This window comes from Mesorhizobium prunaredense (assembly GCF_900156895.1).
Lineage (GTDB): Bacteria > Pseudomonadota > Alphaproteobacteria > Rhizobiales > Rhizobiaceae > Mesorhizobium > Mesorhizobium prunaredense.
This window is the reverse complement of record NZ_FTPD01000082.1, coordinates 252,838-267,842: the sequence shown is the minus strand read 5'-3', so window position 1 is coordinate 267,842 and position 15,005 is coordinate 252,838. Positions and strand designations below refer to the sequence as shown.

14 protein-coding genes are annotated in these 15,005 nt (G+C 62.9%); 5 read left to right on the top strand and 9 right to left on the bottom strand.

Annotated features, from left to right (window positions below; all coding sequences use genetic code 11):
* From BQ8794_RS34065 to otsB, 3 genes are all read left to right on the top strand, one after another.
* On the top strand, positions 1-2,163 hold the full coding sequence (locus tag BQ8794_RS34065; protein ID WP_077384104.1) for an amylo-alpha-1,6-glucosidase: 2,163 nt from the start codon (positions 1-3) through the stop codon (positions 2,161-2,163).
* Between the two features lie 152 nt (positions 2,164-2,315).
* Positions 2,316-4,076 (top strand): alpha,alpha-trehalose-phosphate synthase (UDP-forming), encoded by a 1,761-nt coding sequence (locus BQ8794_RS34060; RefSeq protein ID WP_077384165.1) that lies wholly within the window; start codon positions 2,316-2,318, stop codon positions 4,074-4,076.
* A complete protein-coding gene (gene otsB / locus BQ8794_RS34055; protein ID WP_077384103.1) occupies positions 4,073-4,834 on the top strand; it encodes a trehalose-phosphatase in 762 nt (253 codons plus the stop codon). Before BQ8794_RS34060 ends, otsB begins: the two co-directional genes overlap by 4 nt.
* A 69-nt stretch (positions 4,835-4,903) precedes the next feature.
* On the opposite strand, the gene BQ8794_RS34050 is transcribed toward otsB, so the two are convergent.
* From BQ8794_RS34050 to BQ8794_RS34040, 3 genes are read right to left on the bottom strand one after another with little or no spacing between them, the layout of a single operon-like run.
* The gene (locus BQ8794_RS34050; protein WP_077384102.1) at positions 4,904-5,575 is read right to left on the bottom strand and encodes an ABC transporter ATP-binding protein; all 672 of its coding nucleotides are present in this window, start codon (positions 5,573-5,575) and stop codon (positions 4,904-4,906) included.
* A complete protein-coding gene (locus tag BQ8794_RS34045) occupies positions 5,572-6,813 on the bottom strand; it encodes an ABC transporter permease (protein WP_077384164.1) in 1,242 nt (413 codons plus the stop codon). Before BQ8794_RS34045 ends, BQ8794_RS34050 begins: the two co-directional genes overlap by 4 nt.
* A 5-nt stretch (positions 6,814-6,818) precedes the next feature.
* Positions 6,819-7,826 (bottom strand): efflux RND transporter periplasmic adaptor subunit, encoded by a 1,008-nt coding sequence (locus BQ8794_RS34040; protein WP_077384101.1) that lies wholly within the window; start codon positions 7,824-7,826, stop codon positions 6,819-6,821.
* A gap of 147 nt (positions 7,827-7,973) precedes the next feature.
* On the opposite strand from BQ8794_RS34040, the gene BQ8794_RS34035 reads away from it, so the two are divergent.
* The gene (locus BQ8794_RS34035; RefSeq protein WP_244555195.1) at positions 7,974-8,657 is read left to right on the top strand and encodes a TetR/AcrR family transcriptional regulator; all 684 of its coding nucleotides are present in this window, start codon (positions 7,974-7,976) and stop codon (positions 8,655-8,657) included.
* Positions 8,658-8,775: 118 nt separating this feature from the next.
* Positions 8,776-9,276 (top strand): winged helix-turn-helix domain-containing protein, encoded by a 501-nt coding sequence (locus BQ8794_RS34030; RefSeq protein WP_077384100.1) that lies wholly within the window; start codon positions 8,776-8,778, stop codon positions 9,274-9,276.
* A 42-nt stretch (positions 9,277-9,318) separates the two neighbouring features.
* Here the strand turns inward: BQ8794_RS34030 and BQ8794_RS34025 are convergent, their stop codons facing one another.
* From BQ8794_RS34025 to tpiA, 6 genes are all read right to left on the bottom strand, one after another.
* On the bottom strand, positions 9,319-9,621 hold the full coding sequence (locus tag BQ8794_RS34025; protein WP_077384162.1) for a DUF982 domain-containing protein: 303 nt from the start codon (positions 9,619-9,621) through the stop codon (positions 9,319-9,321).
* Positions 9,622-9,870: 249 nt separating this feature from the next.
* On the bottom strand, positions 9,871-10,410 hold the full coding sequence (locus tag BQ8794_RS34020; RefSeq protein ID WP_077384099.1) for a DUF1697 domain-containing protein: 540 nt from the start codon (positions 10,408-10,410) through the stop codon (positions 9,871-9,873).
* 33 nt (positions 10,411-10,443) lie between these two features.
* Positions 10,444-12,081, bottom strand: a complete 1,638-nt coding sequence (locus BQ8794_RS34015; protein WP_077384098.1) for a CTP synthase — start codon at positions 12,079-12,081, stop codon at positions 10,444-10,446.
* Between the two features lie 137 nt (positions 12,082-12,218).
* Positions 12,219-13,337 carry a L,D-transpeptidase gene (locus BQ8794_RS34010; protein ID WP_077384161.1) on the bottom strand — a complete coding sequence of 373 codons (1,119 nt, stop codon included), beginning with the start codon at positions 13,335-13,337 and terminating at the stop codon, positions 12,219-12,221.
* A 211-nt stretch (positions 13,338-13,548) separates the two neighbouring features.
* Positions 13,549-14,007, bottom strand: coding sequence for a preprotein translocase subunit SecG (gene secG, locus BQ8794_RS34005; RefSeq protein WP_077384097.1), 459 nt, complete (start codon positions 14,005-14,007; stop codon positions 13,549-13,551).
* Positions 14,008-14,182: 175 nt separating this feature from the next.
* Positions 14,183-14,950, bottom strand: coding sequence for a triose-phosphate isomerase (gene tpiA / locus BQ8794_RS34000; protein ID WP_077384096.1), 768 nt, complete (start codon positions 14,948-14,950; stop codon positions 14,183-14,185).
* Between the last annotated feature and the right edge of the window lie 55 nt (positions 14,951-15,005).

Below are 15,005 nucleotides of genomic sequence, written 5' to 3'. Positions count from 1 at the left end.
ATGGCCCAACTCGACGAGCGCCAGCTTGATCCCGCGGTAGCACTTGCGTCCCTGGACGCCACCGCACATCGAGAGCCGCATCGGCTGTTCGCCCTCAAGCAAGGCGATTGTTTTGCCGTGTCCGACGCCTACGGCGATATCCGCGGCGCCGGCGACGGTTTCTTCCGTGACGACACGCGAGTGCTTTCCGAATTCCGGCTGACCGTCGGCGACCGGCAGACATCGCTGCTCGGTGCGTCGCTCAGCCAGGACAATGTGCTCTTCACCTCCAACCTTACCAATCTGCCGATGCAGAGCGTCCGCGGCCGGGACATTCCGCAGGGCGCGGTCCATATCGAACGCGTCAGGCTGCTTTGGCAGGACCGGCTGTTTGAACGCGTCACCCTTTCCAACTACAGCCAGGAACACTCCATCATCCGCGTTTCGCTGCATTTTGCCGCAGATTTCCGCGACATGTTCGAAGTGCGCGGCTCGACGAGACTGAAGCGCGGCATGGCCCATGCTGCCAAGACGGATGCGACCTGCGTGCTGCTTCGCTACGACGGGTTGGACGGGCTGGCGCGGATGTCGGCGATATCGTTCTCGCAGGCGCCAGACCAGCTGACGGGCGACCGAGCCGACTTCCTGATTGCCGTGACGAGGCGCAGCAGCAAGGTGCTGTATGTCGAAGTCGGTCCCGAAGTGGCGGAAACGCCGAACCGCGATCGCTTCCGCGCCGCCGCGGCCCGGGCTCGCTTCGGCATGCGGGCCAAGCGCCGCCATGGTGCTACGGTGCACAGTTCCGGGCGCGTCTTCAACGATTGGGTCGAGCGCGCCCGCGCGGATGTGGCGCTGCTGACCACCGAGCTTACGACCGGACCCTACCCCTATGCGGGCATCCCTTGGTTTTCGACGGCGTTCGGCCGCGACGGCGTGATCTCCGCCTTGCAGATGCTGTGGCTCAACCCGGGCTTGGCGCGAGGCGTGCTGGCCTTCCTTGCCCAGCACCAGGCGACGGAGACATCGCCGTTCAGCGATTCGCAGCCGGGCAAGATCATGCATGAGACCCGCAAAGGCGAAATGGCGGCGCTGCGGGAACTCCCCTTCGGCCGCTACTATGGCGGTGTCGACACGACGCCACTCTACATCCATCTCGCCTGCGCCTATGCGGACCGTACCGGTGACATGGCGTTCGTCGACAGCCTGTGGCCGTCGCTCTGCGCTGCGGCTGAATGGATCGAGGAGGCAAGCCGGCCGACCGGCTTCGTCACCTACCAGCGTGCCGCCGAGTCCGGCCTCGCCAACCAGGGATGGAAGGACAGCAGCGATTCCGTCTTCCATGCCGACGGCCGAGCCCCCAAGGGACCGATCGCCCTGGTGGAGGTGCAAGGCTATGCCTTTGCCGCGTTCCAGGGGTTGGCGGCGCTCGCCCGTCGCCGCGGCGAGATCGACAGGGCCGATCATTGGGAGAGCAGCGCCGAGGCCATGCGCGCCGCTGTGGAACGCCATTTCTGGCTGGACGATCTCGGCTTCTATGCCTTGGCGATCGACGGCGCCGGCGAGCCCTGCAAGGTGCGGACGTCTAATGTCGGGCACCTTCTCTATGTCGGCCTCCCCGCGCCGGCACGAGCGCAGATGGTCGCCGACCAGCTGCTTTCGGCGTCCTTCCATTCGGGCTGGGGGCTGAGGACGCTCGCTGACGATGCTGTGTTCTTCAACCCGATGTCATACCACAACGGCTCGATCTGGCCGCATGACACCGCCATGTGCGGCGCCGGTCTGGCACGCTTTGGCGAGCGTGAAAGCGTGATCCGGCTGATGAGCAGCACCTTCGAATCGGCTGTCCATTTCAACATGCGGTTGCCTGAACTGTTCTGCGGCTTTACCCGCGCGCCGGGCGAAGCGCCGATCGCCTATCCCGTCGCCTGCCTGCCGCAGGCGTGGTCGGCTGGGTCTGCCTTCATGCTGATGCAGGCCTGCCTCGGCCTCGAGATCGACGGCTGGGACGGCGAAATCCACGTCACCCGTCCCAGGCTGCCGATTGGTATCGACACGCTCACACTGAGGCACCTTGGCGTTGGCACCAGGAAGGTGGATCTGACATTCCAGCGTGTCGGCGATAGGGTCGTCGCCTTTCTCGCCGACCGGCATGAGGGGTTGGTGCCGCTCGTCGTGCGGACCTAGTTTGGCTTTTCGCATGGAACCAACCGCGGGGCTGCAATTAGCGGAACCGATGGCCCGTCTGAACGTTCCGACGCACGGCAGCTGATTGGCGCCTGCGAATTCGAATAACAAACGAAATGGCCACCGACCGGCCGGAGAAGATCGTTGTTCCAATGTCAGACTTTGGCATAGAGGTACTCTGGGTTCTAATCATTGCAAGCCTTGGCCTTTCCGCTGTTGCCCTGGTGTTGTCGATATCCCACCGGCGCCACATACCTGCGGCCGCATCCTCCGCAGGCGATGACCTGGCTTCGGAAGCGGCTCGCACGGTGCTGCGGGAGTTTGAAAAGAATGGCCACTCGGCCGATGCAGCGCTGATCACATGGTCGCCCGACACGTTGCGCAAGATCCTGGCCGACGATCTGCCGGCGACGCAGGTGATCGTCGTATCCAACCGCGAGCCCTACATCCACAACACTAGGGATGATGGCATCGAGCTCTTGGTGCCGGCCAGCGGGCTGGTTTCGGCACTTGAGCCGATCACCCGCGCCTGTGCCGGCACCTGGATTGCGTATGGCGGCGGAACAGCGGACCGTTTCACCGTCGACGAGAACGATCGGCTTGAGGTGCCGCCTGGCAATCCGTCCTACACGCTGCGCAGGGTCTGGCTGACCGAGGAAGAATACCAGGCCTATTATCTAGGCTTCGCCAATGAAGGCCTGTGGCCGCTTTGTCATATCGCCTTCACCCGCCCGATTTTTCGCGCGTCGGATTGGCAGGTCTATGAGGCCGTCAACCGGAAGTTCGCCGATACGGTGGTTGCCGAAGCGCGCAACGAGCGGCCGATTGTGCTGGTTCAGGACTACCACTTCGCGCTCTTGCCGCGCATGATCCGTGAGCGCCTGCCCGAGGCGATCATCATTACTTTCTGGCATATCCCATGGCCCAATTCGGAAGTGTACAGCATCTGTCCATGGCGTGAACGGATCCTGGAAGGTTTGCTCGGCAGCTCCATCATCGGCTTCCATACGCAGTTTCATGCCAATAATTTCACCGAGAGCGTCGATCGCATCCTGGAAAGCCGGATAGAACGGGCGGACGCGGCGATCTCTTATGGCGGGCAAACGACGCTGGTCCACGCTTACCCCATTTCCATAGAATGGCCGGCCGAACTGCTGGCAAGATTGCCGGCTGTCGAGGAATGCCGTGCCCGTGTCCGCGAAAGATTCAGGCTGCCGGCGAACGTCAAACTGTGCGTCGGCGTCGAGCGCCTCGACTACACCAAAGGCATTCCCGATCGCTTTCATGCCTTGGACGAATTGTTCACGCGATATCCCGAATGGGAAGGCAAAGTGGTTTTCCTGCAGGTCGCGGCGCCCAGCCGGAGCACATTGCCGGCCTACCAGCAACTTCATGACGAATGCCTTCGCTATGCCGAAGAGCTCAACCAGCGCTACGGCGGCGAGAACTACAGTCCCGTCCTGATGCTCGCCGAACATCATTCGCAGGAGCAGGTCTACGAGATCTATCGCGCCGCCGACATATGCATGGTCACCAGCCTGCATGACGGCATGAACCTGGTGGCCAAGGAATTCGTCGCGGCGCGCGACGACGAACAGGGCGTGCTGCTGCTCAGCACCTTTGCCGGCGCTTCGCGCGAACTCCTGGAGGCACTGATCGTCAACCCCTATGATGCGACCATGATGAGCGAGGCGCTGCTGCAGGCGCTGACCATGGCGCCGGACGAGCAGCGCGAGCGCATGCGGCCCATGCGCGAGATGGTCCGCGACAATAACGTCTATCGCTGGGCCGGCAGCATGCTGCTGGACGCTGCGCGCCTTCGCAAACGCGGGGTGACTGGCAACGGCGAGCGGCCATCCAACAGCAACAACGTCGTTTCCATCTTCGAGCGGGCACGAAAGGCGGCGTCGTGACGGACCTTCGACTGCCGCTGGCCCCCGACCTGCCGGAAGAGCAATGGGCGCTTTTTCTCGATATCGACGGCACCTTGCTGGAACATGCCGCTCATCCCGACGCTGTCTTCGTCGGTGACGAACTGCGTCAGCTTCTCGGAAATATCGAGCGAAGGCTGGACGGCGCCCTCGCCTTCATCACCGGACGTTCGGTCTCTGCCGTGGACAGATTGTTTCATCCCCTGAAGCTGCGCGTTGCAGGGCTGTACGGGCTCGAGCATCGGTTGACGGCGGACGGTCAAGTCGACACTGCCGACGCTCCGGCGGATATCGCGGCTCTTGCCGACGAGATTGAGGCCGAACTGGGTGGACGCAAGGTCTATGTCGAGCGCAAGGGGCCGGTCTTGGCCATCCATACCCGAGCTGCGCCGCAACTGCTTGCCCGGGCAACGCAGCTTGTCGAACAGGCGTTGACGCAGCTTCCGCCCGGGTACCGCGTGATTGCGGGAAACGCTGGCGTTGAACTCATGCCGCTGGAAGCCGTCAAAGGAGCTGCCATCCGGCGTTTCATGGAAATCCAGCCCTTTGCCGCCCGGTGGCCCGTATTCCTCGGAGATGACACCTCGGACGAAAACGGTTTCGAGGCAATAAACGAGGCCAACGGCATCTCTATCCGCGTGAAGCCGCGCGGGCCGACGGTTGCAAACTATGCTCTCGACGACGTGACCGAGGCAATAGCCTGGCTCGAGGCCAATTTCGGCGCGGCGCGGGTGTCCTGATCGCGATCCCGGTGATCATTGGACAGGCTCGCGCCATTCCTGATCCCATGAACGCCGATTGGTTTCGGTTCAGCCGATCTTCCCGTCCACGATGTGAATGCGGCGGTCCATACGCGCCGCCATGTCGAGATCATGCGTAACTGCCACGACGGTCTTGCCGCGCTCGCGCACCAGATTCTCCAGGATTGCGAAGACCTGCTCGGAACTCTTGCTGTCGAGGCTCCCCGTCGGCTCATCGGCGAGTATAAGCGGCGGGTCGTTGGCGAGCGAGCGTGCCACCGCGACGCGCTGACGCTGGCCGCCCGAGAGTTGGTCGGGCCGCTTGTCGAGATGTTCGCCGAGCCCGAGGGACGACAGCAGCTCCCCGGCCCGTTCGCGCATCCGAGGCCGCGCCAGCCGGCCAAGCTTGCGCATTGGGATTTCGACATTTTCGCGCGCCGTGAACTCCGGCAGCAGAAAATGAAACTGGAACACGAAGCCCAGCATCGAAAGCCTGGTTCGCGCGCGCTCCCTTTCATTCATCGGCTCGGCGTCGCGGCCGCCTATTGTCAACGTCCCGGCGGTCGGCCGGTCGAGCAGCCCGAGCAGATAGAGCAATGACGATTTTCCGGAGCCGGAGGGACCGGTGACGGCGACGAATTCTCTTTCGTCGATCGCGAGCGTGATGTCCTTGACCAGCGTGACGGGAACCGTCTCTGGCAACACGCGGGTCAGTTTCTTGGTCTCGATGAGTGCGCTCATGACGCGCCTCTGATGATCTCGACGGGGTTCAGGCGCGCCGCACGACGCGCCGGCAGGTAGCCGGCCACTGCCGCCGAGCCCAGCGCGAAAGCCGACGCGATGACGTAGTGCATCAAGCTCCAGGCGATCGGCAGCCGGGTCATCTCCTGGCCGGTCGCGGCGATCTCGAAACGCACCAGCGACAGCGCATAGGTCATGGAGACGCCGAACAGCCCGCCGAGCACGGAGCCGGCTGCGCCGATCGCGACGCCTTCCAGCAGAAAGAGCCGGCGCATGTCGGACTCCGGGAAGCCAAGCGACTTCATGATGGCGATGTCGCGCGCCTTTTCGTGCGTGATGGTGGAGATGATGTTGTAGATGCCGAAGCCAGCGACCAGCATGATCGCGCCGACAACGGTGTACATGATGACGTTGCGTACGACGAGCGCTTCGAGGATCGATTCATTGGCCTCCTGCCACGCCACCGCCTTGTAGCCCAGTTCGGCCTCGGCACGCTGCGCCACCGCGGGAGCGCGGTCAGGATCGTCGAGCTTGATGCGGATTTCGTTGATGGCGTTCGGACGCGCAGAGAGGATCTGCGCGCTTTTCAGAAGCACATAGGCCTCGCCTTCGTCGCGCGCGGTGGTGCCGGTGTGGAATAGGCCAGCGATCTTGAAGTTGCGCGTCAGTCCCTCGGCGGAAACCGCCGTTATCGTGTCGCCGAACCCGGCGCCGAGCCGGCTCGCCATCGTGTCGCCGATGAGCACGTTGTTGCCGCCCGCGGCAAGCGCCGAAAAGCTGCCTTCGACGAAGTTTCCGACAATCGGCGACACGCCGGGCTCGCGCTCCGGTTCGATGCCAATGATCGCCGCGCCGACTTCGCGGCTGGAAAAACGGATCACACCCTGCGTTTTGAGGCTTGCCGCGAACCGGCCGGGAATCCAGCTCTCCAGCCAGGAGGTCGCGGCGGTCTGGTTGATGATGCCGCGGCGATCGTCGCGCGGCCTGAGCCCGGAAATCGCCACTGTCGCGAAGGCATCCCCGGCCGGTTGACGGCGGGCTGTGCGCTGCTCGTCGGTGATGTCGACATGCGGCATCGTGTCGACGAGCTGCCTGACGAAATCGTCCTGCCCACCCTGCATCAGCGCCGCCATGGCAATGGAGAATCCGACACCGACCGCAACGCCGATTACGGCAACCAGCGTCTGGCGACCGCGGCCGGCAATGTGCGTGAGGGCGATGTCGAAGATGAGCGGCATCGTCATCACTCCTGGGCGCCGATGATGCTCACACGCGCGCCGTCGGCGAGGTCGGCGGGATAGGTCGAGACGACGTGAGCCTTCTCATCGAGCCCCGACAGAACCTCGATGCCATTGGTGCCGCGAATGCCGGTTCGGATTTCACGTCGCCAGGCCTTTTCGCCTTCGACGACGAACACCTTATTCCCGTCCACAGCAACGGACGGGATCAACAGCGCATTTTTCGAAACGCGGATGACGATGTTCACATCGGTCGACATGCCGATACGAAGCGGCGTATCGTCCGGCAGGCGGAAACGGACGCGATAGGTCTTCGTCACCGGATCGCCCTTGGGTGTGATGCTGTCGACCACCGCTTCCAGGTTCTGCTGGCGGAACGCGTCGGATTTAAGCAGCGCGCGCTGGCCGACCTCGACCCGGGGTATGTCCTCCTCGTTGACTTCGGCGACCACCAGGAGCGGCTTCGGCTCACCGACCCAGAATAACACCGTGCCGAGCTCGGCGACCTCACCCACCTCGCCGTCCTGCCTGAGCACGACGCCGGCGCTCGGCGCGCGTAACACGTAGGTGTCGAGTCGCGCCTTCTGTCCGGCGACCAGCGCTTCGATCTGGCCGAGCTCGCTCTGTGCACGATCGAGAGCCTGCTGGCTCGCCGCACGCCTTTCGGCAAGCACCGTCAGCCGCCGCAGCTCTTCCTGGGCAAGCGCTTGACGCGCTTCGAGTTCGCCAAGCACGGCCCGGGCCTCGCTGTCGTCGAGCCTGGCGAGCACGTCGCCATGTGCAACCCTCGACCCCTCGCAATTGCATTGCTCGACGATCCTTTCGCGAACCACCGGAGTTACCTTGGCCCAGGTTCGCGGCTCGACGGAGCCACTCGCGTAAACGATTTCCGCCGCATCGCCGCGTTGTGGCGTCACCACCGAAACCTTGGCCGGTTGCCAAAGATACCAGGCGCCGAAAGCAGCCGCGGTCGCGACAACAACAATGCCGATAGTCCAGCGTATCCGTCGCAAGGGACTTTTCCCTCCATGATCGAATCCGAATGTCGGGCGGTGACAGATAATAGCACCAGACCGACCGTCGGTCTATAAAAGTTGCATAAAGTTCCGGTTCGTGCTCCTCTTGCCCACCTGCACTTTGTGAGGTTCGATTTGCCCCGAGTGATCAAGTCGCCGGAGATAAGATCCGCCGAGCTCCTCGACTGCGCCCAGCGGCTTTTCTTCGAGCGTGGCTATGACAACACCACGGTGAACGACATCATCCGCGAGGCCGGCCTGTCGAAGGGCGCGTTCTACCACTATTTCGCATCGAAAGAGGCCCTGCTGGAGGCGCTCGCCACACGTCTCGCCCGCGACAGCTTCACCGAATTGCAGCCCGTGCTCAACGATCCCTCACTCGATGGGCTTGGCCGGCTCAATGCCCTGTTTGCCGGCTCGCGGCGGCTGAACGTCGAGCTTGCCCCGCAAATGCGCAAGACATTTTTCGTCCTGTTCCGGCCCGAGAACCTTGCCCTCTTCCATCGGGTCGACCAGTCGGCCAGGGAATTGGCCATGCCGATAATCACCGATCTGCTCAGGAAAGGCAGCGACGAAGGCATCTTCGACGTGCCCGACCCGGAAGCCTTCGCCGAGATGTTCTTGCAGCTGCGGCTGATCTTTCGGGATGTAATGCACCGCGCCTTGCTAAAGGCCGAGCAGGGCAACATCGACGAAGCGGCGCGGCTGCTCGATGATCGGCTGCGGCTCTACGGCATCGCAATCGACCGGCTTTTGAAGCTGCCCGATGGAACGATAGAAGCAGCGCAACCCGGGTTTGCCCGGGCTTTCCTCGAAGCAGGCCCGTGAGCCGCCGAGCCAGGGCCACGGCGCAGCTATTCACCGCGCCCTGATAGATCGCCGCAGCGACTCCGCCTAGCGCCGTGGAGATGGCTTTGCCGGCTCTGTACAAAACGGCGGGGCGTCAGTGAAAAACCTACCCTCGCATTCTCTTCCGGCGTCGCGTTCCAGTAGCCATATCGTCGGCCTGGAACTCGGGGCTGACGACTACATCACCAAGCCCTTCAGCCTCAGGGAACTGCTTGCGCGCGTTCGCGCCGTGCTGCGGCGATCGGGATCAACGCGCCAGCAGTCGCCTGGCAAGAAGCCCAAACGCTACCGCTTTGCTGGCTGGGAACTCGACATGCGGATGCGGCGCCTAAGCTCGCCCGCCGGCGAAGCGACGCCGCTGACCGCCGGCGAGTTCAACCTGCTGGCAGCCTTCCTGCAATCGCCGCAGCAGATCCTGAGCCGCGAGCAGCTTCTCGCTGCCAGCAGGATTCACGACGAAGAGGTGTTTGACCGCAGTATCGATGTGCAGATATTGCGACTGCGCCGCAAGCTCGAGGTCAACCCGAGCGAGCCGAAACTCATTGTCACCGAGCGTGGCGCTGGCTACGTGTTCGCTGCCTCGGTCGAGGTGCTGTGACTTTGCCGATGCCCCGTTCCTGGCAGGATCAAATATGAACGTTCATCGCCTCAGCGCATGCACGTTATCAACATTGCCGCCGCCCATCGGCAGAGCCATGTCTTCGGCGAGCAAGCGCGTGATGCGGGCGAAGCCGGTAAAAGCCTTCCTTGCTTCCTCTGCCGACATCCGGCCCGCCAGAGCTGCGGAGCAGCAATTCACCGCGCATTGGTAGACTGGCCCACGCCGGCCGATTGGCCATTTACGCAAGAACTCCTTCGCGTCGGCTACGCTGTAAATTTCTTCGGCAAGGCCTTCCTGCCCGCGCGAAATCCGCACAGGCGTAAAGAATTGCAGGCGATCCATTGTTTCCTCCCGGTCGATCGCTATGTGCCTGATCGAACCTTTTGAACTGCTGACCATGTGGTTTCCGGCAGTCAGAACCCGATGGTGAAAAAAAGTCGGGCCAAAAACGAAGTCTTTCATATCGTTCGACCGAAATCGAATCACCAAACGTGACAAGCGAAGCGATCGACCGTTACGATGCAACGACGCGCAGTTCTGATTGAATGTCCTTTAAGGCCAACGCCGGCAAATCAATCGGTTGCCGGAACTCTATTTGCCGACCATCTCGGCCAGCTTGCGCACTGTGTTCCAGTTGCGCGAGGTGCCGACGCCGAGCCGTTTATGGCTTATCGCCGCCAGAAGACGCGAGCTTGGCGTCTCGCGCGAAAAGAAGATCCAGATGTCACCGCCGACGGCCTGCATCCGCTCATCCTTGCCGACATAGGCCTCCAGCGCCGCAACGGCCTCAGCGGGAACAGGCTTGCGCATCACGCGCACCGCTACCTGATCCGCGGCGGCAGCCGATTCGGCGGGAAACGGATTGCCGGCCGCAAGCTTCAACCAGTCATCCGCGCGGCGCACGATGATGTCGACATGGCGGCCGAAGGTCTTTTGGAACGCCGTCTCCAATCGGCGCTCGAGCGCGGCAATTTCTGTTTCTTTCGTCTCGAAAACCAGATTGCCGGTCGCCACCAACGTGCGCGGGTTGTTCAGCCCCAGGCCTTCTGTCATGGCCCTGAGATCGGACATGACGACACGCCGCCCCTCGCCCAGGACGATGCTGTAAAGCAGAGCGACGTAGGTTTGCATGCTAGCCCGGATATCTCGCGATAGCCTGTCGATTTAGACCAGGCGGCTCTGCTCCACCGCCGCCTCGATGAAGCTGGCAAACAGCGGGTGCGGGTCAAGCGGCCGGCTTTTCAGCTCGGGATGATATTGCACGCCGATGAACCAGGGATGGTCGGGATATTCGACCGTTTCCGGCAGCACGCCGTCCGGCGACATGCCGGCAAAAACCAGGCCGCAATCCTCCAGCCGCTCCTTGTAGTCGACATTGACCTCGTAGCGGTGGCGGTGGCGCTCGGAAATCTGCGTGTCGCCATAGATCTCGGCGATCTTCGAGCCCTTGGCGAGGTCCGCCTGATAGGCACCGAGCCGCATGGTGCCGCCGAGATCGCCGGTTTCCCTACGCTTCTCCAGCATGTTGCCTTTCAGCCATTCCGTCATCAGGCCGACGACCGGTTCCTCGGTCGGACCGAATTCGGTCGACGAGGCATGCTTGACGCCGGCCAGCGAACGCGCTGCCTCGATGCAGGCCATCTGCATGCCGAAGCAGATGCCGAAATACGGCACTTTTCGCTCGCGGGCGAACTTCGCCGCAAGGATCTTGCCTTCCGCGCCGCGCTCGCCAAAACCGCCGGGGACCAGAATGCCGTGGACCTTTTCCAGCCACGGCGCCGGGTCTTCTTTCTCGAATATCTCGCTCTCGATCCAGTCGAGCTTGACCTTGACGTGGTTGGCGAGACCGCCATGCGACAGCGCCTCGATCAGCGATTTGTAGGCGTCCTTGAGGCCGGTATATTTGCCGACGACGGCGATGGTCACCTCGCCTTCCGGGTTGTGGATGCGTTTGGACACCGCTTGCCAGGGCTCCATCCGCGGCTTCGGTGCCGGATCGATGCCGAAAGCGGCCAGCACTTCCGAATCCAGCCCTTCATTGTGATAGGCCATCGGCACGTCGTAGATGTGCGGCACGTCGAGCGCCTGGATGACCGCGCTCTCGCGCACATTGCAAAACAGCGACAGTTTGCGGCGCTCTTCCCTGGGGATGGGGCGGTCGGCGCGGACCAGCAGAATGTCGGGCGCGATGCCGATGCCGCGCAATTCCTTGACCGAATGCTGGGTCGGCTTGGTCTTCAATTCGCCCGCCGTTGGGATGTAGGGCATCAGCGTCAGGTGCACGTAGACGGCGTTGTTGCGCGGCAGGTCGTTGCCAAGTTGGCGGATCGCCTCCAGAAACGGCATCGCCTCGATGTCGCCGACGGTGCCGCCGATCTCACACAGGACGAAGTCATAGTCGTCATTGCCGTTGAGAATGAAATTCTTGATCTCGTCGGTGACGTGCGGAATGACCTGCACGGTGGCGCCAAGATAGTCGCCGCGTCGCTCCCGCTCGATGATGTTCTTGTAGATGCGGCCCGTGGTGATGTTGTCCTGCTGGTTGGCCGAGCGGCCGGTGAAGCGCTCATAATGGCCAAGATCGAGATCGGTCTCGGCGCCGTCATCCGTCACGAAGACTTCGCCATGCTGGTATGGCGACATCGTGCCGGGATCGACATTGAGATAGGGATCAAGCTTCTTTATGCGCGCGCGATAGCCTCGCGCCTGCAAGAGAGCCCCAAGGGCCGCTGCAGCGATGCCTTTTCCGAGTGAGGAAACCACGCCGCCTGTGATGAATACATATCGCGCCATGGGAGTCATCGCTTAACGCGGCCGAATTGATTCCGCCAGAGAAAAAACCGCCGCGAAGGCTTTTTCCCAAGAAGGCGCCCCGGTGATGCTCGAACCAAAGCAAAAGGGCCGGCGAGGCCGGCCCTTTTGTTTGACCCGTCAAGGCGTCAGATGATGACGACCTTGGTGCCCACTTTCACCCTGCGATAAAGGTCCATGACGTGCTCGTTGATCATGCGGAAACAGCCGTTGGAGGAGCTCGTCCCGATCGACTGCGGCGCAATGGTGCCGTGAATGCGCAGATGGGTGTCCTTCTTGCCGTCGTAGAGATAGATGGCGCGCGCGCCGAGCGGGTTATCGCCGCCGCCGGGCATGCCGTCCTTGTACCGGCCGTAATTCTTCGGCTCACGCTTCTGCATCTCGAGCGTCGGGATCCAGCGGGGCCATTCCTGCTTGTCGCCGACGGCGACCGTGCCCTTGAACTGCAGGCCGTCACGACCGACCGCAATCGCATAACGGCGGGCGGTCCAGGAGGATTCGACGAGATAGAGGCGGCGCGCACTCGTATCGATGACGATGGTGCCGGGGCTATAGCCGGTGAACTCGACCTCTTGCGGCACGAACTCCGGCTTCACCTTGAACTGCTTCCTTGCTTCCTTACTGGCGAGCGCGGCATCGAGGGCGCGGGTCTCGGGGAGCAGCGACATCGACGAGGACGTGCCGCCGAACAGGCCGGCGAACAGCCCGACGCGCTGCGGCTTCTGTCCGACCGGCTCGCTGCGCAATTCCCCGTTGTTGCCGGTCAGCGCGACGTTCATAGCCTCGGCGGGAATTGCCTCGGCCGACTGGATTGCGGCGATGGGTTGAATCGGTTCGATGATCTTGACCGGCCTGGCATCGGCCAGCCTGGCCTGGCCAGCGGACTTATCCTTCTTGGCGAGGCCCTTCCTGGCAAGAAACGCCTGCCGTTCCGCGTCGGACTTGGCTTTGGCCGCCTCGCGCATCGCCAGCTTCCTTGCCTCGATCGCCTTGATTCGTGCAGCCTGCTTGTCAGCCGCGATCTTGGCTTCGATCTTCCTGATCCGGGCAAGATCGGCCGGGCTTGGGTCTTTTTTCTTCTTGAGGAGCCTTAGTTGCGCCGCATCGCTTTTGGCGGCGACGTTGACGACGTCAGTTGTGACTGCGGATTTAGGGGCCGAATTGCCCGCCGGCATGGCCGCGTAAGCGGGCGCACCAAGGCTGAGCACGGCCCAAAGGCCGGCTAAAATGAAGCTGCGAAGCTGCATGGCGAAGATCCGATCGTTCAATGCTTGTTGCCACGGCGTCGCCCGGCGTCCCCCAAGGACCCCGAATGTGCCGCGCGCAATCTATAATCGATTAATCGGAGACGCCTCAAGCGCCCTGGCGTGCCGCGCCCGGTCGAATCCTCGCGATCGTGCGGCATTTGCCGCGACTGTGTTCAAACAACAACAGATTGCGGCGCCGGACGTCTGCTGATTACTGGTTTGGAACCTGCGGTGTTACTGGCAGGGTGGCGCCGTTTGTGGCCGGCGGCGTGGTCGAATCCGCCGCTGGCGGTGCAGCGGGAGCCGGGGCTGCGGCATCATTGCCGGAAGGCGGCGTTGGCGCCGTACTGCCGGACGGCGGTGTCGGCGTCGTGGTGCCAGGCAACTGGTTGAGCACGCCGCCCCCGCCGTTCGTCACAGGCACGCGATCAAGAATATCGATCGGCTTCTCGCCGTAACGGGCGACGATCGACAAGGTCAGCGAGGTGGCGAAGAACGCCGCCGCCAGGATCGCCGTCGCCCGCGTCAGCGCGTTGGCGGCGCCGCGCGCGGTCATGAAGCCCGATCCGCCGCCGATGCCGAGGCCGCCGCCTTCGGAGCGCTGCAGCAGCACCACGCCGACAAGAGCGAGCACGACCATGAGGTGGACGACGATCAGTACGGTTTCCATAATTTATCCTGGCAAAGCCTTGCGCGGCCGCGGATACGACCGGTGATTTGGAGGCGGCTCATACAATGCTTTGACGGCATTTCCAAGCCCGTGGCCGGAATATGGGAAGCAATGCGCCCGTTGCAACGTTTTCCGCTGCAGCACAGTACCCGAAGTGCCCGACAGCCTTTCGATGCTAGGAGATATTTCGATAGGCTTCGGCAATGCCGAGAAAATCCGCCGCCTTCAGGCTGGCGCCGCCGACCAGCGCGCCGTCGACATTTTTCACGCCGAGCAGTTCGACCGCGTTCGACGGCTTGACCGAGCCGCCATAGAGGATGCGCATCTTGGCCGCCGCGCTGCCAAGCTTTTCCGACAGTTTTTCGCGAATATGCGCATGCGCCTCAGCAACGTCGGCGGCGGTCGGCGTCAGTCCCGTGCCGATCGCCCATACGGGCTCATAGGCGATGACGGTATTCGATGCCGTGGCGTTGGGCGGCACCGAGCCGGCGACCTGCCGCGACAGCACGTCGAGCGTAGCGCCCGCCTCGCGCTCGGCTCTCGTCTCGCCGATGCAGATGATGGCAACCAGCCCGGCGCGCCACGCGGCGGACGCCTTGGCCTGGACGATGGCGTCGTCCTCATTGTGATCGGCGCGGCGTTCGGAATGGCCGACGATGACGTGACTGGCGCCCGCATCTTTCAGCATCTCGGCCGAAATACAGCCGGTATGGGCGCCGCTCTCCTCGGTGTGGCAGTCCTCTCCCCCGGCCCGGACCGGCGTGCGCGACAAGATCTCCGCGGCATGCGCAAGCAGCGTCGCCGGAACGCAGACCAGCGCTTCGGTCTCCGCATCGAGCCCGCTCATGAAACCGTTGCCGATCATCCTGAGTTCGTTGAGCGAGGCGCTGGTGCCGTTCATTTTCCAGTTGCCGGCGACCAGCGGGCGGATTCCAGGCGTCATGGGATTTGCTTCTCCGGGCAATATTCGGCTGCGTCCTCACTACCAAACTCAGCCC